This is a genomic window from Pseudomonas morbosilactucae, from assembly GCF_023241715.1.
In the GTDB taxonomy this organism is placed as follows: Bacteria; Pseudomonadota; Gammaproteobacteria; order Pseudomonadales; family Pseudomonadaceae; genus Aquipseudomonas; species Aquipseudomonas morbosilactucae.
Window position 1 is genome coordinate 77,857 of record NZ_JALQCW010000021.1, and the last position, 24,274, is coordinate 102,130.

The window sequence follows — 24,274 nt, forward strand, 5'->3', positions numbered from 1 at the left end:
GACAAGTTACTGTGATGCACCTCGAAGCCGCTGCTGAATCCTTAACAAGAATCCAGCTTCGAAGGCATCCTGGCAGTCACCGACAGGAAAGGTCTTGCGGGTTTGCGCCAGCTCCCACCACAGGGGAATCTCGCCGGGCGTATCAAGCCAAGCCTGAGCGCATTGCACGCCCCGTTCGATCATCGAGGCAAACTCAGTGCCCCAAGGTGTCAGAAGACTTGGGCAACCATCCGCCGCAGGAATTGAGATGTAGTTTTCGTCCATACCCACCCTAGATTTCTGATTTATTGTTAGACGTTGGGGCCAACTTCGAAAAGCTTAACCACGCCAAATGAACGCTCGATAACAGGCATGAGCATCAAATGGCCTAGATCAATGCCAATGTAGACTATATCCCGTGGATTGAGAGTCCCTCAAGGCGCAATTTGCGCGCATGACTCAAGACTACGAACAGCTTCGTCTGCAGCTGGCGGAAAACATCCGCTTGATGCGACGCGTGAAAAACCTTACCCAAGAGCAACTCGCGCTCATGGCCGAGGTGGATCGCACGTACGTTAGTCAAATCGAGCGATGCACGGGCAATCCGTCGCTGTTGGTCCTATGCAAGCTAGCCAATACTCTCGAAATTACTACAGATCAGTTACTTGTAGAACCCGATATCCTGCGCAGCGCCCTTCACGTCAAATAATAGTCTTACGTCTCACAAACCCGATAGATCTGCCTTCATAATTTCCACTGACAGTCTTCAGTCCCTAACCGAACCTGCCCAGGCCATACACCGAGAGCCTGGATCATGCCTGTTGCCTGCTCGTCAATCTCGCCCACAAAGCTACGGCCCCTGGCGCTGAGCATCTTGCTGGCGTGCGGCCCAAGCGTGGCGCTGGACACCGCCAGTATCACGTCCTCCGTGCTTTCGCCAAACTGTCTCGCCTACAGGGTCGTCGGCATTTGTTTTTGGCTGCTCTGCACGCCCTTCGGCTGTACAGTCAAAACCTCGACCAAGGTTCGTCATTTCATTCCTGAACTGGTGGTCTCAAGCTACGCCACCACCGGCAGTAACCCTTGGGCCGAGATGGCTACCCTCTCCTCTGCCATCAGTGGTGCGGAAGGTGGCGGCAACCTGATCACGCCGAGCACCCAGCGCGACAACCTGCCTCGCTTCAAGAACGTTGATGGCATCGGCCACCCCGGAGGTTGGGCTGCCACGCAATTGGCTTCGCAATCCGGCTATGCCTGCGCCAGCGGCGCTATTGCGTTCATGCCCTACTACCTAAGTACCCTGGACTCACTGGCCTGGCGCCATGGCATCCCAGAAAGTCTTTACCCCGAGTCGCTCATGCCGGGAATCCGTGAAATTGGTCGTCAGGCTTCGGGAAACATGTGGGGCAACGTTTATCCCCGGCAGGGCTTTCTGGTACAGCCCGACGACTTCAAGGCGGCCGCCGTCATGGCGCAACGGGCCGGCGATGTGATTACCCGCAATTGGCAGCCGCATGTCTATGTACCACTGACGCCCGCCAAACGCGACGGCTACTGGCCGCCTGGCCCGATCGTTGAAAACGACGCGTCGACCCACAAATGGCAATTGCTCTTCCCTCAGGTTCAGCCCACATGCGCCATCTTCCCCAGCGATCCGGTACAGAGCGCGGATGGCGGCTACGCCTGGTCGCTGTGGCGTCCCTATAGCTGCTGCAAACGTGAGGGGCAGACCTTTCTGTTCAGTATCGACTTCGAAGGCGTTGCATCATGATTCGGCTTTGCGCGCGATCATGGTTGGACATGATGAGCCTGTTGCTCTGTGGACTGCTCGCCATGGCCACGCATGCCCAAGCCGCCGAAGGCGATTACCGTCTGGGCACTCAAGGCGAAGTGCTCGACGACCGAGTCATGTACACCATTGGTGGCGGCTCGGCAGTCGGCTCACCGAGTTCGCTCTACCGACCCAGTGGTCTCGGTGTCGGCGGATCTTGGCGAGCGAACATGATGTGCGGAAACATGAGCCTCACTAATACCCTGCAAAACCAGCTGAACGGCGCCACCGAAGGTTTCCAGCAGATCATGGGCAGCATCGTGCAGAACGCGACCCAAGCGGTAATGTCGCTGCCAGCGTTGATCATTCAGCGCGCCAACCCCGGACTCTATGAGTTGCTGAGTAACGGGGTGATGCAGGGGCGTATCGACTTCGATCGTTCCAAATTGACCTGCCAGGCCATGGCCGAGAAGATGGCGGACAAGGTCGGTCAAGCCGGCTGGGGCGCGCTGGCCAAGAACCAGGAAATGCAGGGCAATCTGGAGCAAACCGGCGGTGATGCGGTGGCCGCGGTGAAAAACACCGAGGCCCGTAACGGCAGCAACGGGGTGTCCTGGGTCGGCGGCCAGAAGGCTGGAGGTAGTGGGCAACCCCCCATCCGGGTGACTTCCGACGTAGTGCGAGCAGGCTACAACCTGCTGCATAATCGGTCGGTGGATGACAGCGCCTCGATCAGTAGCAGCGACTGCTTAGGCGGGGCTATTTGCCAGACTTGGACCTCGCCCCAAGAGGAATCCGAATGGGCCGTCCGCGTACTGGGCGAGAGCGAAGTCGCGACCTGCGACAGCTGCGAAACTCTGCGTGCGACCGCTGGCAGCGGACTGACGCCGCTGATCCAGGAGGCTTATAACGAGCGCCTCAAGGCCCTGCAAGGGCTGTTGTCTGGCTCTCTGCCGCCTACCTCTGACAACCTGGCGAAAGCCTCCAGCCCGATGCTGCCGGTGACCCGTGGTGTGGTCGAAGCCCTGCGTGACGACCCCGATCAGGACCTGTTGGCACGACGCCTGGCCAGTGAGACAGCCTTGTCCAGTGTGCTCGACAAGGCATTGCTACTGCTGCGCACGATTCTAGCGGGCAGTCACGAACCGAACATCGCCTCCGCCGAGCCGGCCCAAACCGCTTTGACAAAAAACATCGATGCCCTGGAGCGCGAAATACGTCTGCTACAAACCGAGCTGCAGGTCCGGCAGATGCTGGCCACCAACACCGCCAGCCTGGTGCTCGATCGGCATGCCGGTGGTGCCGATGCTTCGCGCACCGTAGAGCAAGGCGACCCTGAACGGGGCCGACTCAATGATGCTGACGCCAGGCGCAAGTGAGCCATGAAACGCTCAAAGCTATTCACTTTGCTTTCAACTCTTGGGATTGCCGCAGTGATGATTCTGACCGCTGCACTGGTCGCCTGGATCGGCCGCACTGCGCTGGGTAGTTTCGAGGCCTGGCAGCAGGCATTCGAATCCGTACGACCCTATCTGCGGGGGTGGCGTGCCCTGCTCTACGGCGCCCTCTTTGCGCTCGGGTGCGATCTGCTTCAGCGCTACCGACATCGACCCCAGGATCAATTGCGCGTGAAGCGTATCGGGGCATTAGGGCTCGTGCTCTTTACCTGCGTCGAACTCACCCGACTGTGAGGCCACCACCATGCTCATGAGCACCAACAGCTACCTGGAGTTTTACCTCTCCCTGCTGGCTTGGATCATCAATAACGGTCTCTGGAGTGTATTGTCCGATACTGGGCTGTTCGCCGCGCCCTTCGGCGCGATCATCTTGCAGGAATGGCTGTCGGCCCGTCAGCAAGGCGCGGATGAAGGTAACAAGGGACTGCTCTCAGTGCCGCGAATCGAGAACCGGCTGTGGCTGGCCTACATCATTGTGTTATTCGGCTGCGCGCCTGTCTTTCCATTGAGCCTCGCCTCAATGGCGTTCGATGATGCGGCGAGCCAGCGCTGCGGTATCAGTGTGGCTAAGCCAGCAGAAACCGCCTGGGGGACGACCTTCAATACCATTGGCGAACGCTCTGCCAACGTGCCGATCTGGTGGTTTCTGGTGCATGCCTTGAGCAAAGGGGTAACCGCGGCGGCCACCGCCTCCATCCCCTGCGCACCGGATATCCGGCAGATACGCATGGAGATCGACAGTTCGCGCATCGACAGCCAGGTACTGCTGCAGGAAGTCGCCGACTTCACCCACGACTGCTATGGCTATTCCCGCTCTCGGCTGTTCACCAACCGCCCGCAACTGGACAAGGCACAAAGTCACGACGCGTCCTGGATCGGCTCAAGCTATCTTCTCGACACGCCCGGCTACTACGACACGGATCGTTCACGCACACCGCGAATCAGTTGGCCGTATGACGAAAGCCGCGATATTTCCTTACCGCGGCTGGAGAATGGCGCGGGCTACCCCACTTGCAAGCAGTGGTGGAGCGACAGCGGGGTTGGCTTGCGCGAGCGGTTGATCCAGCAGGTTGATCCCTCTCTGCTGACTCAGCTGAAAGTTTGGCTGACTGGCCGCTCGAGCAACGAGATCGAGGATGCCACCCTGCGCGAACTGGTCAGTCCGCGCCAGCAATCGATGTCCATGTCGCCCGGACAGGTATACCAGGACTATGGCTCAAGCGCCCGCGGCGGCTCGATCAATCAGGGACTCAATAACCTGGCCACCAACACCGGGCTAGCCCTCGGCTCCTTCAGCAACTTCCCGGCAATGAATGCACTACGCGCCGCCCTGCCGATGGTGCAGGCCTTCCTGATCATGGGCGTCATCATCAGTTTGCCGCTGATTCTGCTGGTTAGTACCTACCAGCTGAAGACCGTCATGACGGTGACGTTCGCGCTGTTCACGCTGCACATGTTGAGCTTCTGGTGGGAATTAGCACGCTGGGTCGACTCCAGCATGCTCGATTCCTTGTACAACCAAGTGTCGGTGTCCAATCAGGTGCTTTTATCGCTGCCCACATCCGGGTTTATGGATGGGACTGTCACCGCGCAGGTGATCGAGTATGTGATGGGGGCGATGTTCATCGTGCTGCCGATGGTTTTTCTAGCCACCATGAGTTGGGCCGGATATAGCGTCGGTTCCATAGCAGAAGGCATGCTAGGGAAAGGGACTCTCAGTGCACAAAATGCGGGTTCGAAAGGTGCTGACGCTCTGATCTCTGCAGGTACTTCAATCAGAAAAAGCTAACGACAACCCACTAATGCTCTTCTAGATCAGGCTGTCCCGGTGCACGATTGAGTTCGTACTCGCCATAAGGATCGCCGAATGCCTGAGCACCGTAAAAGTCCTTTGAGTCGTTGAGTCGGCGATGGGCGATTACGCAATACAAAACCATTAGAGTCATCAACGACAGGAGCGCCCAAAAACCTACAAAAAGCAGTGCTCCGATCAATGCCAGTCTGGCAATCAAAAAGCTCCCGCGAACAAGTAATTTACCCGCGGGCAATCCTGCCGTCACCGCACGCTCAGCCACGCGGGACTCAAACGCTTTCAAATTGCGATACCCGCGCTTTATCGACATGCCACAGGTATATGCCCAGCGGTGGACACGTGAATTCTGAACAGGGTTCTGAGTCGGCATGTTCTCGCCCTCTGCTGAGCGTTTTCATGATTGAGACAGGAGTAACAGCCTACTACTGAAAACTGTCCGTGCTTGACCGTTTATCAGCCTGCCAAGCCAAAAAATCTTCACTGGAAAACAGAAGACGATCATCGTGACACAGCGTCTCTTCGGAGGTTGACCCGTATAAATCGCTCCGCTAAATACAAGGTACGGATCGCTGTTATCGACAGCACCCTACCCAGGCAGCCAGAACCTTCAAGGCTACGTCACTTCGGTGATGGTTCTTCCCCAAGTGCGATTAGCGTTCGGTAGCTCGCACGGTGACCGTTTCTACGGTGATGAACGCCTACTGCTCTCCTGAGCGCCTTACGAGCTCTGCTCGTTAGGAAAATCCTCTTGATTTTCTTCAACCCACTGCGGGGAAATCTTTTCCCGCACGGGACAGGTTTCTCGCGCTTTCAACGGAGACATACCATGCCCGACTCACTGACACCGGAAACACTGAACACCCTTCGGTTGCCCATCGTGTTCACCCCTGGCGCGTGGCAACGCGCAGTACAGTTCGAACGTTCAGATCACGCTGGGAAGCTGCAGGTCGATCGGTTGAGCCATGTATTGCGCGCAGCCTTCGAAGCCCACCTGGCCTATCCACAAAAGTCCTGTGTGCTGTTCGAGGTAGTCCACATTGAACCAACCGATCACTTCGACCACGACCCGTTGCTGCAATTGAGTCTCAGCCTACTCCAAGAACCGGGTCAGCCTGGCGCCTTACTGATAGCGCTTGCAGGAGAACACCAGCGCTAAGCGCAATTGGAGGCGCCCACCTCCACATTCGGACGCCATGCAAGACCTGCATCAATCCAGCCCATCACCCAACCGGGGAACCCTCCCCGACGGGCACGGAGTTCCTCCGTTTTCTCTCGAGGAAATTGCCATGCGCGATATCTACCAAGACGTGACAGACAAGATCGTTAAAGCTTTGGACCAAGGCGTTACCCCCTGGATCAACCCCTGGTCCTCAAGTGGCTCAGTTGACGTCAGTCGTCATCAACCCTTCCCCATCAATGCCGTCACGCGACGTCCGTATTCGGGCATCAATTTACCTCTGCTCTGGGCCGAGGCCAGGTTGCAGGGGTTCACTCGAGATCGTTGGCTGACCTTCAACCAAGCAAAAAAAGCCGGCGGGCACATCCGTAAGGGTGAGCACAGTACTCTGGCTGTGCTCTACAAGCCGATGGAGCGCGAGGAACAGACCGAGTCAGGCCAACCGGTCCTCAATGAAAACGGTCAGCCCAAGGTCGCTCACTTCGGTATTCTCAGGACACATTTTCTGTTCAACATCGAGCAAACGGAGGGGCTCGAAATGCTTAGTGACACCCTGCTCGAGACGGAACAGAGTGATCCCTTCCAGCCCAACAGCATCGCGGAAAATCTGCTGTTAAGTTCAGGTGCACGCATCGTTCATCGGCCTGCCAACGAAGCCTTTTACCACCCGATCAGAGATATCATCCAACTGCCGACAAAGGCACAATTTCACGATGAAAGCGGGTACTACGCCACGGCGCTGCATGAGCTGACGCACTGGACCGGGCATCACGCTCGGTTGCAGCGCGAAGGCGTGACGTCAGCCTGTCCGTTCGGCTCACCAGACTACGGGTTTGAGGAGTTGATCGCCGAAATGGGTGCTGCTTTTTTATGTGCTTATGCCGGCATTCAGGGAGAGCTGCGGCACGAGGGCTATATCGACTCCTGGCTCAGTCTACTCAAGACAGATAAACGCGCGATCTTTCGGGCCAGTGGCCAGGCCCGTAGCGCCTCGGAATATGTCCTCAACCTGGAGCAGCAACTGAAGCGAGCGGTCTTGGATGACTCACTCTGCATGAACGATGGAGTTTGATCGTTACCTCACCGCTGTAATCGCATCACAGGGCCCAACGCGAGTTGGGCCTTTTTTTCTGAGCCCAGAAAAACTTCAGGCCGCGGACCACTCACGCAAAGAACAAGAGAGGGGCGCACACCCGCAGCATGCCGTTATGTATCCAGGTTCTGCGCCAGAAAATCCACCAGCTCGAGCGGACTCCGGCTGTCGATCACCTTGTAGATCAGATCGCGTTTACTGCGCGGCAACTTCTTGACCACGCTCTTCGCCGAAGCCCTGACGGCTTCGTCGGTCCCATGGATACGTGCCGCAAGCAGCAGCACCAGCGTGGCATCTGTCAAATTCATGGCAAGCCCCGAGAAAATTCGCACCGCAGTGTACCGACTCTTGTCTTTTCCGAACCAGCCCTCCAACAAAACGATGTCTAGCCGTATCAATATTCCGATTGCCGTATAAAAGGACACGCACCAAAAGGATAGGTAAGGGTTGGAAGGGGAATGGGGGGCTAGGGTAAGAGCCCTATCCGAAAAGGCTAAAAGGCCACTGACCCAACCATTTCCCGGAGGTCCTGATGCTCAGTCTGTTTCGCCACAAAAGGCAGAAGCTCCCTCCGCCACCGACCGTGAGCGTCGCCGAAGGCTACCTGCCCATCGAGTCGGCCAGCAGCTTGTTAGCAGCGGAACACCGCCGTCAGTTGCTCGATCGCATCTGGCAATACACCGCCCTCTCCCACGCCCAATTCACCCAGCTCTACTTAAATCCGATCCATCGCTACGCCGAACAGGTCCAGCAACTCCCGGCCAGCGAGACACACCACCATGCGTATCTCGGCGGCATGCTCGACCATGGCCTGGAGCTGGTCGCTTGCAGTTTGAAACTGCGTCAGTCGTATCTGCTTCCCACCGGCGCCGCGCCCGAAGACCAAGCCGCCCAGACCGATGCCTGGTCGGCGGGTATTGCCTATGGCGCCCTGCTGCATGACATCGGCAAGATCGCCGTGGACCTGCTGGTCGAACGCCAGGATGGCCGTGTTTGGCATCCTTGGCAGGGCTCCCTGGATCAGCCCTACCGTTTTCGTTACATCAAGGGTCGGGACTACCACCTGCACGGCGCTGCCGCAGGCTTGCTCTACACCCAAATTCTCGACCGCCCAATCCTCGATTGGCTCAGTGGATTTCCGCCACTGTGGGCCAGCCTGCTGTATGTCCTGGCGGGCCAGTACGAACGTGCCGGCGTGCTCGGTGAGTTGGTGATGCAGGCCGACCGTGTTTCCACCGCACAGAACATCGGTGGTAACCCGAGCAAGGCGCTGCAAGCGCCGATTCATTCGCTGCAACATCACTTGATCAGCGGACTACGTCATCTGGTTCAGCACGAGCTGAAACTCAACCAGCCGGGTGCCGCGGGATGGCTGACCCAGGATGCACTCTGGCTGGTCAGCAAGACGGTCACGGACAAACTGCGAGCCTATCTACTGTCGCAAGCGATTGAGGGCATTCCCTCCTCCAACCTTGCTGTGTTCGACGAACTGCAATCGCATGGGCTGGCCGAGTCGACTCCAGAAGGCAAAGCCATCTGGACCGCTCTTGTCACTCAGGGGGACTGGCAGCAGACCTTTACGTTTTTGCGCATTCAACCGGCATTGATCTGGGGGAACGAAGACCGCCCAAAAGCTTTCAGCGGAACGGTGAGCATTGCAGTCGATGACCACCCGACTGACGCTCCGGCACCTGCACTAGTCCCCAAGGCAGACGGAACAGGATCGCATCAAAACCAATCGCTGGAAGATCCTATGGCGATGAAGGATGCCGACTACCTCGGAACATTGCTGGATATGTTCGGAATGGGTGAAACCGAGGTGCGTGATACGCCGTCACAAAATGCTCTCGAAATATCAAATCCCACTTCGGACAACCCTGGCCAGGCATTCCTGAATTGGGTCAAGGCAGGCATCCAGAGCCACAAGCTGATCATCAACGACAGCAAGGCTAAAATCCACACAGTGAGCGGCACTGTGCTATTGGTCACACCAGGTCTCTTCCAACGCTACGCGCAGGAGTTTCCTGGTATCTCACAGGATTCCGATCAAGAGATTGAAGAATGGCGTTGGGTGCAGAAGCAGTTCGAAAAAATGAAGGTCCACAGGAAACGGGAAGATGGCTTGAACATCTGGATCTGTCAGGTCGAAGGTCCTCGGAAGAAAGCAAGACTCAAAGGTTATTTGCTAGAAAGGCCGGAACTGTTGTTCGAAACGATACCTGCCGACAATCCTTTTCTCTTGCTTGAGCGAGAATGAACATGCACATATCGCAAGGTCTAGCGTCTCTAGATACAGAAGAATATCAACCCCACACTCCTGCTGGTGAAAACAGAGATGCTCAGTTTGTGATCAATTCATTGCATCCCGTATACGTCGTAGCAAATAGACAGTTATCCACAGAAATACCCACGCAGTTTGTGGGTAACTTTTAATCTGATGCGATGGTTTTTGGAGCCCTACACGCCACCGTAAGCGTACGGGGAACACACCTTCCGAACTCTAGCATTAAGGGCGATGATGTCCTCATATTGGTGGACACCATCGCCTTAAGCGATGGCATCAGGAAGGTGTGTTGCATGGACGCTTCGATGTCGAGCACCGCAGGCTCAGATACCCCTAAACATCGTTAAAAGCACGACATCGGGCGATTGCCGAAGGGCCACCCAACAATCAGTCTTCGCGCATGAACTTCTCATACGCATATGCGTGATAAGAGCACCGACCACCGCTTTCTTGGTCATCTTGCCCTAGTGCTTCACCACAGTCTTCGCATTCGGTGTAATCGAGTTCGCACGCGCACCATAGGCATGTGTTATCCAAGACTAGATAGGCATCCCGATCACATTCCTGGCAGCGCTCCAAAGTGGGTTCTTCGCCGTCACGTGGATCATAGCCATGCGTTTTGCCTAACGCTTCCAGAAGCATCGGAGCGATTAGCTCTCGGTGGCCACACTTGACACACATCGCTTGGAACCGCTCATCGTCGGATTTGACTGTTTCGCCGGCGTCTAGGTTTTCCGGAGCCGGCTTTAGGAGTGTGGAAGCGCACTCAGGGCATTTGCATGCCTCTAGCCACCCGCTCATACCGTCAGGGATGCCTGCGCCAGCCCACGCCTCGTCACACTGCTCTTTGATATCCGTCAGAAAGTCGTGATGTAGCAGCATGATCTGCCAAGTGTCACCCAAAATGGCAGCAGGTTCCTCCTCAAGCTCGTCGTGGATGAAATCTCGCAGCACTGGGAATAATTCCGCTACGAAATCGGCGACTTCGCCAAGGGTATGCGCTGGATGCAGATGTTCCAGATGATTGCGGCAAGTTTGAAGCTTATTTATGACGCCCCAATCGATCTCGATACCGAAAACATCAAAGCGCTTCTTTATCGTAGCCACATCAATGGTGGTTTCCTTGAACCTTGCAGCGGGCTGCCAAGTAACCCCACCCTCGCCGTCTGGGTGTGGCAAAATTTCCGGAGGGTTGAATATCAAGGTAGCCGCATCGGCTGGATCATCAACGCTGGTGGCAATCTTATACTTGAAAAGCAGAAGAACACCGGCAAAGAGGTTCCGGATCGAGGAGAGCGCTCTGGCGGGGTCGGGGTTCTCGCCACCTTGGCAACGCTGGAAATCTTCTACCCCAAGGCGAATCGAGGTGAGCGCGTTCTCGCGTAGCTTTGCTGCATCGAGAGTCGGTATCGGTTTTTTATTTTGAGCCACGTAAAAAATCCTTGTCGATGATGGCTATCTGATTCTGCATAGTCGGATAGGTTCTACAGGTACCTCCAGTCCCATTCCCTGATAGGGCCGAATCTGCCGCCAGCAGTCGAGCACGCCTTTCATTTCGGACATATGCCTTCCTGGAAGATTTGCTGACGCGGTTGCCTACCCGAAGGGCCAGTGAGAGCTATCAACTGCTGCTGTACCATTTGGTTGTGCCTAAATTACGCAATGTGAGTTCGGCAGACGCTTACATTTTTCCCGCTTCGCTGAACATACTTCTTAAATCAAGGCAGGGCGGATGAAATAATGGAGTGGTTCCTACGGTTCTGGGCTTAGCTACTCAAAGACAATAGGTCGACTTGGGAGGTAAACGAGCTCAAAGCAGCGCTCGATTACCTGGCTGTCGGGAAACAGGAATCGTCTTTATTAATTTTGCATTGCACTGACTAGCTCACAAACACCTGAAGCTCACTTCCAGCTAGGATGAGCATCACCGCCGGCAAACCCTCAACCGACATACGCTCGCTAAGTAATGCGAGGAGCTTGTTATCGTCTGGGCTCGCATTCGCGGAGTGCCCCTCAGGATGTGAATGCCACTCCCCGATGTAATCAACTACTCGAGCTGTACGATGATGAACGTCTGCCAAGGCTTCAGTCTGCCCTTCACGACCCCGGATAAAATGCGTATTGCTGGCGTCGCTGTCTGGCGGCGTGGGAAGAGCGTCTACGATGACGATGGTTTTACTTTTGAGATCCGTGATACCAACGATTATGCCACCCGTCTCATGCGGAAGTGCTTTGGCCCGTGTGGCTCTAATTTTTTCAACTAGGCCTAAATCCACCTTGACCAGCCATCCAGCTATTTCATGAGTGATCACCTGGTAGACCGGGATTTCGTGAGCGGCGACGCCACCTGAAGCTTCGTCGGCTTCCCATACACAAAGCCGTGCCGCTTCAGCCAATATGGATTTGCGCAGTTGCCCTGACAAAATGCCTGCGTGTAGCTGAATGCATTCGCCCGACATACGCAGCGAGACATCTCTGCAGCCACCGCCTACCCACCGATCGCCCAGGTGGTTCTTCAAATGGGTGCTACCCCAATCGTTTTGAATAATCGCCCTGTAGTATTGGCCTTCGAGCGCATCTACCCTGATCGACCGTTGCTTATCTTCAAGCAGCATTACGCTGGACAACCCTGAGGGTGTCAGGAACAAACTTACCGTTCTGGGCGCAGCATCCATCAGCGCAAGCTCCCGAGGCGCTTCGAATGTCGTCGTGACGTCGACCACCAACTGACTGGTACAAATCACCTGGCGCAGCTCAGGATTGGGGTCTACGACGCTCATGACGAAGGCTTTCGGCTTCGGTGCGTGCGGATAAATCTCAGCACTGATCTCCCTCAGCACCTCAGCTTTTCTAAACCCGGTGTGAAAGTTGAACGCTACATGCCGTGTAAGGTTATGCGGCAGCAGTTGATCTGGATCGACGAACGTCCACCTTCCCCAGCCTTCTCTTGTCCAGAGAACTCCAAGGGCGCTTCCTAACGCTCCTACTCCTGCCAGGACTGCCGAGAACTCTGCGGTTTCTGCATCAATGGCCGACATATCGCGAGCTAGCGTTTCATTCAACGATGGCCAAACTTCGACTGGCAGGACGCTAAGGTTTTTCCATTCCTCTCCGCCAGCGACACCGATTAACTGGATAGCAAAGTGGCGGCCTTCATTGTCTGCTGGCCCCACCACATCAAGCTTCTTTGCCAGATCGAGTAGCGAAGTTTTAACCAAGTACCCCTTCACATCCGTGCCGGCAACCTCGCCGTGACGCAGCCTTGGCACCCACACCAAGATAAGCAGCCCCTCCTCCTGAGGGTGTTCAGATTCTTTGATACCCGCTGCAGCCTGTTGGCGGATTGATGCGTCAAGCTGGTCAAAGAGTCCACTTCCCCAGGCAGTTAATTGATCATCAAGTGCACCAAGGGTGGAAGGGAACATTACTACTTCTGCTGAAGCAACAGGCTCAACGCATAGTGCCAAGACCTGTATAGCGCCAGTTTTTTCCACACCGCCCGCTGGTACGGCCTTAAAGGTGATACTCGTAGTCTGATCGACGCGCTCCAATATCAGTCGCTTGCTGTCATCTTTGGCATATTCGGCATGGTTTGCTGGAAGGATCAGCTTGTAGGGACTGTCGTAGAAGAGCTGTTCCATCGGCTGATCATCGCGATGCAGTTTCAAGTCAGAAGACTCACCCAACCACCAGAACATCTTTTGCAGGTAGCGCTCAGCCGTCCAACTACGCGCCACAGTGTTCCAGCTCACCTCGTACAGACAAAGCGTGCGAGGTGTGCCGGGTACCCAGCAATGTTGATGTGACAACGCAGGAAAATCTTTACGCAGGGTTCGTACAATCACTGGTACGCGAAGAGCCGGATTGACCTCAATGGCGAGCCTTTCCGTTCGACGTATATTCGCTGGATTCCCGGTCGCCACATTGCCATTACCTGCGTGGATTACCACGAATTCGGAATGCCCTCCCTGATGGTCTTCTCGCCGAAGCTCAAGAAACTCAATGTAAGGATTGCGCTCACACGCCCGCCAGAGCGCGGCTGTTTCCGGGTAAAGCGCGAGCTCATCCGGATCCTGAATGACCGTTCCGATTTCGTAGTATTCAGTCATTTTTCGGCCGTACCTGCACGAGGCGCAGCGGCCGCAGCGGTACTGGCACCCGCCGCGATTGCCCCAGCCACCAGGTGTTTGAAGCTCCCATTGCTAGTAGCCTCTAGCTCCAAAACGTTTGCGGTTTTGACATCGTCTACGCAGGTGAACCAACCGTCGACAGGTCGAAGGATGCTTTCATATTCCCGCTTGGCGCGAATGCATGGAGGGTCTCTATCGTCATCCTTGATGGTCTTGCTGCTGGAGACAATGGTAGCCCCCTGCAGCGCCTGCCCCAGAGCATTTCTCGCTTCTTCAGACACCTTGGCGTCTTTTCCTTTTTTCGACCAGCTATCGTAAGAAAGTGTGTGCCATGAGCAATGATGAGGAGCGAGGAGCAAATCGTATTCTAGGGTAGACGGCGTGTCCTTGAAGCGCGTCCACATCCGCTCCCAGATCAGCACCTCAGCGTCCCCTCCCAAAAGTGCACGGGCAACATTGTGTGAACCCAAAGTCGGCCTGAGCTCCATTTTCATGATGACGCTAGATTCATTTTTGGAAAGCTGTTCTTCGAGATCGACGTCGTCATCGTGTGGTGCAGGCGCCAGCAGTTGGGCTGAAAAGCAATCCGAAGGAGTACCATCAATCGTGTTGAACCAGTCACCAGACTTGATCACGATTTCTTCGATCTTCGATGTTTTACCGTTGATGTCCTCACCCATGATGAGAATACGGTTACCACTGGTTGCCCACCGATGATTTTTCCAGTGCGTCACACGCCTGCGGGCCTCTGTATCGAACGCACCTGCATCTTCACACAGGACGTGGTCTTCGGAACGGCGACGGAACACCAATGGCGAAGACCACATTTCTCGAATGATGATACGCCGCTTGGAACGCTCAAGCTTATCGTCGGGATAGTCTTCAGGTTTGCCGAGCCAGAAGTGCGTCATCAGGCCACGGCAATGATCTTCGTCAGGGTGGCTCAGCAACATTACGTCCACGAACGGCCGGTCATTAAGGTCGAGTTGCAAACGCTTACGAAGCTCAGTAGCCACGTCCGCAGTGTCATCATTAGGATCATCAGCCGCTGTCCGAATGTTGCAATCGACCAAAATGGTAGTTACTCGTGTGTCCGCGAGCCGGATAAGGGTCATGTCCCCATCGCCGACTTTAAAAAATGTGAACTTTGCTGCCATGTGGATACCCTCAGCGAGTGTCGGCGTCCAGCTCAGGACGGTATGCACACGATACGCATATAAACTATACTGATCAATGAAGTCAGTGAATAATTTTTATACCCATTAAAATTTGTAGGCAAATCAAAGACATGACAGAGCAAATGGTACGAGTGGGACGATGGGGCCAGGACAGGCGTCTCGAATTCATCGACTTCCGCTTGCTGTGGGAAGGCCGCGTGAACCGCTCCGACCTCACATCATTTTTTAGGATCTCAGTGCCGCAGGCATCTCTGGATCTAGCTAAATACTCTGAGCTCGCCCCTGAAAATCTCGTGTATGACCGCACGTTAAAATCGTACGTGGCCTCTAAAGATTTCCAGCCAGTTTTTGCAAATAAAGACGGCGCGCAGTATTTGAACGAGCTTCAGTGGAAAGAGCTCGGAAGTGGCCGAGAAAGCGAAAGCTTTATTGGCTGGGCACCACCGGTCGCGAACCTTCCTTTTCCAACGCGAAAGATTAACCCTGATGTTTTGATAGCGTTAATACGGGCGATACAAAAAAAGCAGGCAGTGGTGGTCGATTACCGATCTATGGAAAATTTTGAAGAGCCTACAACTAGGATCTTATTTCCCACGTCATTTGCGAATGACGGATTTCGCTGGCACTTACGTGCATACTGTTTCAACTCTCTAAAATTCAAAGATTTTGTTCTGGGGCGTATTAACGTAGTTGTGACTGAGATAGCGCCACCACTACCTACCCCCGAAGATAAAGAGTGGAATACCTTTGTTGATGTCGTCATTGGGCCTAACCCCAATTACCCAGAAAAGAAGAAGATGGTAATTGAACATGACTACCAAATGCACAACGGTGAAGCGCGGCTTAGAACTAGACTAGCTCAGCTGTATTATCTTAAGCTTCGACTAAATTTGAACCAGCAGGAACACCTTCCTATTGACGAAAACCAGCAGATTGTACTTTTGCGAGAAGAAATTGTGGACTCTTCCGAAGCAGATGTATGAACTTCGCCTCGAATACTGAAAGGTGGAGCTTAGCCATTCGAGGCACGGGTCCACCACGCACTTTTACTGGCGTCTTCACGCGCCGCTTACCCAGTCCTTCATTTCGAACGCGATCAATACCTCCGATATCAGTGTCGATTCGCACATGCTTTCTGTGACGGAATCAGCTGCTTGGAGCCATCAAACTGGTGTACCGAGCCAAAATGAGCTTCGGCCGGAAGCGCAATCGGCATTATATAAGCAGCTCAAGATAACTGCCCCCGCTCTTTCGACTAGACATCGCAACGGCGAAACCATGCACGACTGAAATTTCCAAGGGCCTTGAAGTTTTTGGATCCACCCCCCAATCTAACTCCAGATGGCCACAGGCCACCCCTTGGCCGCGATAGATTTTGCGGAATTTTGACGGAGCATATTTTTATGGCGGACTGCATCGAGATTGACTTCCTACCGGTTGGGGATGGGGAACACAGCGGAGATGCCATCGCTGTTCGGTGGCGTGAAAATGATCAGTACAAAATACTGATTTACGATGGGGGAACCAAAGCTTATGGCTCGGCATTGGTTGACCACGTGAAAACGCATTTTCATTCTCATTACGTTGACTACGTAGTCAACTCTCACCCGGATAATGATCACGCAGGGGGGCTTCTGTACGTCCTGGAGAATCTAACAGTCGGCGAGGTTTGGATGCATCAACCTTGGACGTACAGCGCCGAGATTCGACATTATTTTCGTGACCGCCGGATCACTGACACCAGCCTAGAAGAACGTTTGAAGGAAAAAATGTCGGCAGCGTACGCTTTGGAAGAGACGGCCCAAGAACGAGGGGTTAAAATCTTCGAGCCATTTGCCGGTAGCAAGATTGGGATTTTTACTGTCCTCTCTCCCACCCGAGACCGTTATGTTCATGAGTTAGTACCACAATTCGAAAAAGCTCCTGACCTAAAGAAAAACGAGAGCGCACTGGCTTCAGTCTTTGACGCAGTCAAAGGAGCTTTGGGATTCATCGCCGATCGTTGGGACGTGGAATACCTTCCGGATACCGTGTCGACTTCTGCTGAAAACGAAAGCAGCGCAATTCTGTTCGCGTCAGTGGGAGATAGGGGCTATTTGTTGACGGGGGATGCAGGAATCCAAACGCTTCGCGCCTCTGCAGAATATGCTGCTGGCATCGGTATCGATTTGCCACGGCGTGTAACCTTCGTGCAAATCCCTCACCATGGAGGGCGTCACAACGTCTCCTCTGAGACCTTGAATATGCTCGTTGGTGAGCCGCTGCCAAATGCGCCTGAGGAGCCTACTCGTACCGCCTTTGTTTCAGTTGCAGCAAAAGCACCGCGTCATCCCAAAAGAGCTGTAACAAACGCATTCGCCCGTCGTGGCTTTAAAGTTGGCCAAACGAAAGGGGGCACAATTTGTCACTTCACCCCTGGCATGCCACAGCGCGAAGGATGGGGGCCGATCTCCTACGTTCCTTTCTATGACGAAGTAGAAGAGTGACCGAAAAAAGAACTCATCAAATCCTCCTGAAGAAAATTTCAGAGGCTTAGACAGAATACTGTCGTCATATCACATTTTATTCGGTCGATACGTTTATTAAAGCGTATCGGTCGATTAAATTGATGATTGGCTCGAAGCATTGAAAGATAGCGGCGAGCAAAAATAACGCTCGTGTCGGAGGAGCTGTCCCTTCTCCCATCTCGATGGATGCAACATTTCCGCCACAGACCCAGCCCAGACGAGCCCCTACACTGTGGAATGCACTGATTCGCTAAATAGACATCATGCGCGGTAAAATGTTATGTAGTCAGCCATGGCTGATGTGTCAGTGTTGTCTGCCGTAAAGCAGCAGGGGCGGAGCCGGTTATTTAACTCTTCGTTTAAATTATAACCAGAACTAGAGACGGCAAGTAGATGGAGTTCTTAAAGCAATTCGACACATACAGCATTAAAGCAAGGGTATTTCCTGCGATTATCGCAGGCCTCCCTACGCTTGCATTATTATTTATCATTGTGCCTTGGGACCACTTAGGCATTTCGCAAGCCATCGCGTCCTTTATGGGAGTGGTATTGGTTTTTGCATTTGCCGATATGGCTAGACACCGAGGCAAGAATATCCAAACCAAACTGGGATCTGGCGAGACGCCCGAACAATGGCATCGGGATAATTCTGATTTGCCGGAGGTTTCAAAGAGCCTCTTTCGAAACTTTGTAGCTGATCAGCTGAAGCAAGAGGCTCCGACAGCCAACGAAGAAGAATTTGATACTACGAAGGCTAACGACTTTTATCGTGCTGCCAACGCTTGGTTGCGTGACCGCACGCGCGACACGAGTAAATTTTCGATGCTGTTTGGCGAAAATATCACTTATGGCTTTCGTCGAAATTTGCTTGGCCTAAAAACGATTGCGATCATTTGCAATTTGTTAGTTTTGGCATTTTGCATAGCCGTTTTATATTTCAAACCGACTTACTTTGAAGAGCTTCCACGCATCGATGAAAAACTGATTATAGTTATGGCTGCTGTATTGCTCCACACTGCCTACATGATCTTTTCTGTAAATAAAAAGGCAGTATGGGAGGCGTCTAGAGCATATGGTCGACAGCTCATTCTGAGTTGCGATACGCTCATGAACAATGCGCACCAGACAGCTCAAAAGAAATAAGCCATAACTAAGCTTTAGGCTAAGTTTCTTCGGTGGAATTTTCAACAGTGCGTTTGAAAGAGGAAGCGCATTAGCAAAGTTGCAGTGGTTCAGCGCGTGAGGAAGCTGGCGTAATGGTACCGCCTGCTTTGGGTGCTGGCCTACCCTGGCTTTGGCTGGTTGCTGGCGCCAGCGCCGAATTGACCTACGTGCCGACGCAAGACTGACCCAACTCCAAACGGCAGAAACCCAGCACAGGAAATGGTTCGTGAGGAATCAGACTGGGTCTGTGGTATCTCGGTAAACGGGTCAATTCAGCGTCGGCGCCAACAGCTTGAGCCGTTTGCTGGGAAACTCGCATGCACGACTCTTAGGGGGTTGGACGGGGGTAACCGCGCCTGACCACCCGACAATCAAATCCGGCCACAGGCTCTTGGGCGCTGGAACTTCGTGGGCTCGTTACGTAGCGGTAAACGTGCGACGGCGAACATGAGTTTGATCCAGTCAGCGTGGCTCAACGGGCATGATCCGTATGCTTACTTGAAGGATGTTCTTACACGCCTGCCGATGGAACGTGCGAGTGAGATTACCGAGTTGTTGCCGCACAGGTGGGCGCCAGTTTAGTCACGCAAGGTGTGTTGGACGGGTGCTTGCACTCTAACGCCCATCGTTGCTGCTTGTGCGAAAGCTAGCGCGAAGTAGCACCAAAGCCGACGCTAGCTCACAGCCCTTGAGATACCAACGCTACCTAGTTCCAGAATATTCGTGGGAGTAAATGTGGGAGTATTTTTTTCAACATGAAAAAGCCCAATCTTTCCAGATTGGGCCAAGTCATTGAAAAATATGGTCGGGACGGAGTGATTCGAACACTCGACCCCTAGCACCCCATCTCCTTTTTCATACTTCTTGAAAGACTTCAAAATTTCACCCTGGATTTTTCTAAGCTTGTATTTACTTGAGCTCCAGCGGTGTTCTGCTCTACGAGAGTCCAGTAGCGTCCATCAAGAGCCGACGGTTTTGTGGGGGTAAAAGTAGGGGGAGTCCGTTTCATGGCCAAAATCACCTTCAAAGAACTCGAGTCGCTGACCGCCAACGATGCCGGCCGAATCCTCAGGGAGGATGGCAATCTGGCCGGTCGAATCTCCGTCCGTAAGGACGGTGTGTCGGTCAGCTTTTTCTATCGCTATCGCTGGGGAGAGCAGAACAAAGAGTACTCCTGCGGGTCCTGGCCGCGCAAATCCCTGACGGACATCCGTAAAGCACGCAACCAGGCCCGGGCGCTCATCGATGAGCAAATCAATCCCAACGAGCAAAAGAAAACCGCCAAGGCACAGGCATATGCCGCGGCTAACGTAGAGGCCGAACAGGTAAAGACGTCGAAGGTGCAAACACTGACCGTCCAGGATCTGGTCAAGGCCTGGCTGTTCGCGTAAAGACGGCAATACCGAGTTGCAACGACGCTTTAACAAGGACCTTTTGCCAGCACTCAGCAAGACCGCAGTGAGCAGCGTCTCCGAACACGATGTTCGGGCGCTGATCCGCACCGTGGTCAACCGCGGCGCTCACCGGCAAGCCATCAGTTTCTTCGCCGACCTCACTCAGATGTTCAGCTGGGCCAGAAAATGTCAGCCCTGGCGGGCCTTATTGATCGAGGGCGACCCGACGGAGCTGGTCGACATTTCCCCCTTGATCCCGGCCGACTACGAGGCAGAAAGAAGCAGGATCCTTTCGCCGGCTGAGCTGATGGAACTGCACAACCGCTTCCAGCAAATGACCGCCGATTACGACGCCCTGCCCGCCGGGCAAAAATACGACGGCGTACGGCCGCTAAAGAAAGAAACCCAACTCGCACTCTGGATCAGCCTGGGCACGCTGTGCCGGATTGGCGAGTTGCTCCAGGCCGAATGGAAAAATGTCGATCTGGACCGGCAGACGTGGTTCCTCCCCAGTGAAAACGTCAAAGGCACCCGCGGCAAGAAACAGGACCACCATATCTTCCTCTCCTCCTTCGCCTTGCATTTCTTTCAGGAACTCAAGACCCTGACGGGAGACTCCCTGTGGTGCTTTCCGAACAAGCAGGATGATGGGCATGTGGACGTGAAAGTGGTGAGCAAACAGGTCGGCGATCGCCAGGCCCGGTTCAAAAACCGTAAGGCCCTCTCCAAACGGCGTCACGACGATACCCAGGTCCTTGCCGGCGGCCAAAACGGCGACTGGACGCCTCATGACCTGCGCCGCACCGGCGCGACCATGATGCAGGCTTTAGGGGTCAGCCTGGACGTCATCGATCGCTGCCAAAACCATGTGTTGGCCGGCTCTCGGGTGAGACGTCATTACTTGCATCACGACTATGCCGATGAGAAGAAAAATGCGTGGAGTCTGTTGGGCGATCGTCTAAGTGCAGTGTTGTCCTCAACCTATGAACACACGCCGACCGAGTCGATGATTTCTTTCCCTGCCTAGACCGCGACTGGATTGCTACCGACTTCATAAGTCGGCATCTTTATTACTGAGTACTCATAGTTTCGTATGACATCGCCGAGCGCGCCATTTGGCTTGATTTCTGCCCATCATTACCGGCATGAATCGGCCAAAGCCGGACCGTCCAGACTCAATCGTTTCGAGGTCATACCGAAGGGGACGTACATTGTTGGACTGCCCCCGGCACCGTAGACATCTCCAGCCTATGCTTTGAGCATAGGAGGAAGTTTATGAGCACCCAACGATTCACGCCGGAATTCAAGGCAGAAGCCGTCAGGCAAGTCATTGAGCGCGGATATTCCGTTGCGGAAACAGCCGAGCGCCTCGGCGTTTCGACCCACAGCCTCTACAAATGGGTCAAAGCCGTGACGCCTGACAAAACCGAGAAACAGGCCAGCGAACTGCTCGAAGCCAAAAGCGAGATTTTACGGCTGCGAGCCCAAATGCGACGCTTGGAAGAAGAGCGCGACATCTTAAAAAAGGCAGCGCGGTACTTCGCCAGGGAACCCGAGTGAAATACCGCTTTATGAACGAGCACCGACATCAATACGCGATCACTACGCTGTGTCGGGTTTTGCAAGTCGCTCGTGCCGGGTTCTATCAATGGCTACACAAGCCTGTTTCTGATCGAGAAAAAGAGAATGGTCGGCTTTTAGGGCTGATCCGCGACTCCTATGCGGCCAGTCGAGGTGTGTATGGTGCACGGAGGGTGTTTGCTGACTTGCGCGAGGCTGGAGAAAGTTGCGGCAAGCACCGTGTCGCGGCATTGATGCGCACCAATAAAATCAAGGCGCTCAGAGGCTATAAAGCCCCGCGCGCAATCAAAGGGCGGCCATCGATCATTGCCCCCAATCGACTCAACCGGGCGTTCACTGTCGATGCCCCTAATAAGGCTTGGGTGACCGATATCACTTATATCCGGACGTGGCAGGGCTGGTTATATCTGGCCGTCGTACTGGATCTGTATGCTCGCAAAGTGGTCGGCTGGTCAATGAAGCCAACGCTGGGCAAGGAGCTGGCATTGGATGCACTGCTCATGGCGGTATGGCGCCGTAAACCCAAAACCAGAGTCATCGTGCATTCGGATCAGGGGAGCCAATATGGCAGCGATGACTGGAAACGTTTTTTGTTTAGCCAACCACCTAGAGCCGAGTATGAGCCGCCGAGGAAACTGCTGGGACAATGCCGTGGCGGAGTCTTTTTTTTAGCAGCCTGAAAAAAGAACGCATTCGCAAGAGGATCTACAAAACCCGTGACATGGCTCGTGCCGACGTATTCGATTACATTGAAGCGTTTTACAACCGAACGCGTCGTCACAGTTACCTGGGCGGCGTCAGTCCTGAGGCCTTCGAAAGTGCCTCGCTTTGAGGCTGGAAAATGTCTGTGGGGGCGGGGGCAGTCCAAAGCTGAATTGACCCAACTACCGAAATTTCACTGACCCAAGCTTCTGCTTCGTAAAGCATTATCGGTGCTGACTATCAGCTGATTGCTGCTGGGTCAGCGTTGCGCCGGCAGCAGGGTCAATTCCGCATCAGCGACAACAACCAGTCATTGCCAACGTGAAAAAACGCGCTATATTGTGCTTACGATAAACACAAACCACCACATGATGTGTTTTAGTGTAAGTCGGCTTAGGAGATTAGGTGTAAAAACCCCACACTCGTAGGAGATTTACGATGACAGATCGACGCCCTATCAACAAAGATGTGACCGTTCCGAAACCCGGCGGTGGCCAACAGCCTCGCTCGCGAAATCAAGATGGTCAAATTCGAGACAAGCGGAGTGACGCCGGTAAGCCTCGGAGCAAATAGATCAATGCTGAACTGCGTCGCCTGGTATCCATGACGTTACCTGGCGATGCAATACCATGGAACCGCGTCAATGTGACTTGGATTCAACCTTGCCGTTTACCAAGGTCACCATCATATATACGTACACCTCCGTCCCCCACGTATAGATCTGCACGTTGCTGCCACTGGCGGCCTCTTTACCAGGAATCTTGACGATATCCAGCACCTGTTCATATGTCATGCCGGGCTTAATTGCAGCGTATTGTTGATCACTAATATTGGGACGCTGGGCTCTTATCGTTTCAAGATCGGGAAAACCGGATTGGTAGCTGACGTTATTGCCATTGCCAGAAATGACCGGACTGTTGTTACCGCCGGAGCTGTGCGAAACCGCCGGGGTCGGTAGGACGAGCGCAGCCACTGATGCCAACGCTCCCAATATGCCAGCGTACAAGCCGATTTGTTTCATGTTTGCCATGCCATTCTCTGGGTTCTCAGATGATTCAGTTATACGGTCACGGCGAAACGCTGAGCATCAAGGGCGGCAACGGCCGAGAATCCAGCGCCCTTCTTGAAGCTCATGTTATGGACGAAATTCTTCATCGCATCAGACGGGTCGATGGTTTCGAGGTTAAGTCCGTCAACAGTTGGCCTAGAGAACGCAGCACTCAGAATTGGCTGCTCCTCCATATGACCTGTCGAGCTGTTGAGCACATTGTCAAGAGCGGTGACGATGACCAGGTCATCCGGCAGGATTGCCAACAACTCTCGACCTACTCGCAGCGCGCAGCTGCACACGTAGTCCTGATGGAGTTCGTTGAACCGACCAGCTGGCATAGCTTTGGTCGACAACTTGCCGCTTTTGAGTAGAGATTTGATTTCGGTAGGAATCACGTCGGAGCCATGGATAGCGACTTTGGCTTCTAGGACACCACCTTCATGAACAATCATCTGAATAGCTGAGCCGAGGTGTGATATTTCTGCAAACGACTCAAAAGCTTCGATGGCATCTAGCTTGGCCTGACGGTCACCATCAAGGATACGGATCGCAATGTCCCTCTCCTCTGCCCACTCGGTATGGGCAGTTTTCCATTCATCAAGCTGAGCCTGATATCGCCTTTCGTCTTCCGCCTGCGCGGCGCCAATCTTGCTTTTCAGGGCTGCACGCTGACGAGCCTCTAGCTTGAAGAGCCGAGCCCAGAAATTGGGGTGATATGTAGCGGCCGCGTGCGTAGCTTCTTGTTCAAGAGTACCGCTCTTGAGTGGCTGCCTAGGTTCAGGATTGGAGAGAAGTCGCTTCCATTTCACAGCCTCGGCACACTCCTTGTGCATTGAAAGGATGATATCTACGTGATTTTCGTACACCTCAACTTCATACGCTGCTTGTTCCAGCGCTTCCATCTTTGCGTACTCTTTCTGTCGCTTTTCAAGTTCACGCTGACGGCGATGAGCGTTACGCTCTGATCGCCGCGCAGACGCTTGCAGCGAACGT

The 24,274-nt window shown here is 54.1% G+C and carries 19 protein-coding genes and 3 pseudogenes; 14 read left to right on the top strand and 8 right to left on the bottom strand.

Translation table 11 applies throughout. From position 1 onward, the window contains the following. Positions 1–6: 6 nt before the first annotated feature. Positions 7–264, bottom strand: coding sequence for a LasR-specific antiactivator QslA (locus M1B34_RS10430; protein ID WP_123330913.1), 258 nt, complete (start codon positions 262–264; stop codon positions 7–9). Between the two features lie 169 nt (positions 265–433). Here M1B34_RS10430 and M1B34_RS10435 point away from each other — a divergent pair, with 169 nt between their 5' ends. From M1B34_RS10435 to M1B34_RS10455, 5 genes are all read left to right on the top strand, one after another. Next, a complete protein-coding gene (locus M1B34_RS10435; protein WP_122543110.1) occupies positions 434–688 on the top strand; it encodes a helix-turn-helix domain-containing protein in 255 nt (84 codons plus the stop codon). A gap of 105 nt (positions 689–793) precedes the next feature. Then, on the top strand, positions 794–1,750 hold the full coding sequence (locus M1B34_RS10440) for a TIGR03756 family integrating conjugative element protein (protein WP_268265069.1): 957 nt from the start codon (positions 794–796) through the stop codon (positions 1,748–1,750). Further along, positions 1,747–3,129, top strand: a complete 1,383-nt coding sequence (locus M1B34_RS10445) for an integrating conjugative element protein (RefSeq protein WP_268265070.1) — start codon at positions 1,747–1,749, stop codon at positions 3,127–3,129. Before M1B34_RS10440 ends, M1B34_RS10445 begins: the two co-directional genes overlap by 4 nt. 3 nt (positions 3,130–3,132) lie before the next feature. After that, positions 3,133–3,441: a hypothetical protein gene (locus tag M1B34_RS10450; protein ID WP_268265071.1), complete on the top strand. Its 309-nt coding sequence runs from the start codon at positions 3,133–3,135 to the stop codon at positions 3,439–3,441. Positions 3,442–3,451: 10 nt separating this feature from the next. Continuing rightward, positions 3,452–4,996, top strand: coding sequence for a conjugal transfer protein TraG N-terminal domain-containing protein (locus M1B34_RS10455; RefSeq protein ID WP_268265072.1), 1,545 nt, complete (start codon positions 3,452–3,454; stop codon positions 4,994–4,996). Between the two features lie 10 nt (positions 4,997–5,006). On the opposite strand, the gene M1B34_RS10460 is transcribed toward M1B34_RS10455, so the two are convergent. Continuing rightward, on the bottom strand, positions 5,007–5,390 hold the full coding sequence (locus M1B34_RS10460; RefSeq protein ID WP_268265073.1) for a DUF3742 family protein: 384 nt from the start codon (positions 5,388–5,390) through the stop codon (positions 5,007–5,009). 456 nt (positions 5,391–5,846) lie between these two features. On the opposite strand from M1B34_RS10460, the gene M1B34_RS10465 reads away from it, so the two are divergent. Continuing rightward, positions 5,847–6,176, top strand: a complete 330-nt coding sequence (locus M1B34_RS10465) for a hypothetical protein (RefSeq protein WP_268265074.1) — start codon at positions 5,847–5,849, stop codon at positions 6,174–6,176. A 130-nt stretch (positions 6,177–6,306) separates the two neighbouring features. Beyond that, positions 6,307–7,269 (top strand): ArdC family protein, encoded by a 963-nt coding sequence (locus M1B34_RS10470; protein ID WP_268265075.1) that lies wholly within the window; start codon positions 6,307–6,309, stop codon positions 7,267–7,269. A 134-nt stretch (positions 7,270–7,403) separates the two neighbouring features. Here M1B34_RS10470 and M1B34_RS10475 read toward each other — a convergent pair whose 3' ends face one another. After that, positions 7,404–7,598, bottom strand: a complete 195-nt coding sequence (locus tag M1B34_RS10475; RefSeq protein ID WP_020300924.1) for a DUF7740 domain-containing protein — start codon at positions 7,596–7,598, stop codon at positions 7,404–7,406. A gap of 224 nt (positions 7,599–7,822) precedes the next feature. Here M1B34_RS10475 and mobH point away from each other — a divergent pair, with 224 nt between their 5' ends. Further along, on the top strand, positions 7,823–9,547 hold the full coding sequence (gene mobH / locus M1B34_RS10480) for a MobH family relaxase (RefSeq protein WP_268265076.1): 1,725 nt from the start codon (positions 7,823–7,825) through the stop codon (positions 9,545–9,547). 414 nt (positions 9,548–9,961) lie between these two features. On the opposite strand, the gene M1B34_RS10485 is transcribed toward mobH, so the two are convergent. The 3 genes from M1B34_RS10485 to M1B34_RS10495 all read right to left on the bottom strand — a co-directional run bounded on the left by M1B34_RS10485 (position 9,962) and on the right by M1B34_RS10495 (position 14,861). After that, positions 9,962–11,005, bottom strand: coding sequence for a hypothetical protein (locus M1B34_RS10485; protein WP_268265077.1), 1,044 nt, complete (start codon positions 11,003–11,005; stop codon positions 9,962–9,964). A gap of 449 nt (positions 11,006–11,454) precedes the next feature. After that, complete coding sequence (locus M1B34_RS10490; RefSeq protein ID WP_268265078.1) at positions 11,455–13,683, bottom strand: Mov34/MPN/PAD-1 family protein; 2,229 nt, start codon at positions 13,681–13,683, stop codon at positions 11,455–11,457. After that, a complete protein-coding gene (locus M1B34_RS10495; RefSeq protein ID WP_268265079.1) occupies positions 13,680–14,861 on the bottom strand; it encodes a ComEC/Rec2 family competence protein in 1,182 nt (393 codons plus the stop codon). The genes M1B34_RS10490 and M1B34_RS10495 overlap by 4 nt, the downstream gene beginning before the upstream one ends. A gap of 143 nt (positions 14,862–15,004) precedes the next feature. Between M1B34_RS10495 and M1B34_RS10500 the strand changes: the two genes are divergently transcribed. The 6 genes and pseudogenes from M1B34_RS10500 (at position 15,005) to M1B34_RS10525 (ending at position 22,360) form a co-directional block, all read left to right on the top strand. After that, positions 15,005–15,865 (top strand): BrxR family helix-turn-helix transcriptional regulator, encoded by an 861-nt coding sequence (locus tag M1B34_RS10500; protein WP_279653225.1) that lies wholly within the window; start codon positions 15,005–15,007, stop codon positions 15,863–15,865. A 420-nt stretch (positions 15,866–16,285) separates the two neighbouring features. After that, a complete protein-coding gene (locus M1B34_RS10505; RefSeq protein ID WP_268265081.1) occupies positions 16,286–17,368 on the top strand; it encodes a ComEC/Rec2 family competence protein in 1,083 nt (360 codons plus the stop codon). Positions 17,369–17,782: 414 nt separating this feature from the next. Further along, the gene (locus M1B34_RS10510; RefSeq protein WP_268265082.1) at positions 17,783–18,532 is read left to right on the top strand and encodes a hypothetical protein; all 750 of its coding nucleotides are present in this window, start codon (positions 17,783–17,785) and stop codon (positions 18,530–18,532) included. A gap of 387 nt (positions 18,533–18,919) precedes the next feature. Continuing rightward, a pseudogene (locus M1B34_RS10515) lies at positions 18,920–19,135 on the top strand (transposase domain-containing protein); the annotation flags it as partial. Between the two features lie 425 nt (positions 19,136–19,560). Next, positions 19,561–20,974: pseudogene (locus M1B34_RS10520) on the top strand (tyrosine-type recombinase/integrase). A 248-nt stretch (positions 20,975–21,222) separates the two neighbouring features. After that, a pseudogene (locus M1B34_RS10525) lies at positions 21,223–22,360 on the top strand (IS3 family transposase). Between the two features lie 510 nt (positions 22,361–22,870). Here the strand turns inward: M1B34_RS10525 and M1B34_RS10530 are convergent. Together M1B34_RS10530 and M1B34_RS10535 are read right to left on the bottom strand one after the other, a co-directional pair. Next, entirely contained in the window at positions 22,871–23,251 is a 381-nt protein-coding gene (locus tag M1B34_RS10530; protein WP_268265083.1) for a hypothetical protein, read from the bottom strand. A gap of 38 nt (positions 23,252–23,289) precedes the next feature. After that, positions 23,290–24,183, bottom strand: coding sequence for a hypothetical protein (locus tag M1B34_RS10535; RefSeq protein ID WP_268265084.1), 894 nt, complete (start codon positions 24,181–24,183; stop codon positions 23,290–23,292). Positions 24,184–24,274 lie beyond the last annotated feature (91 nt).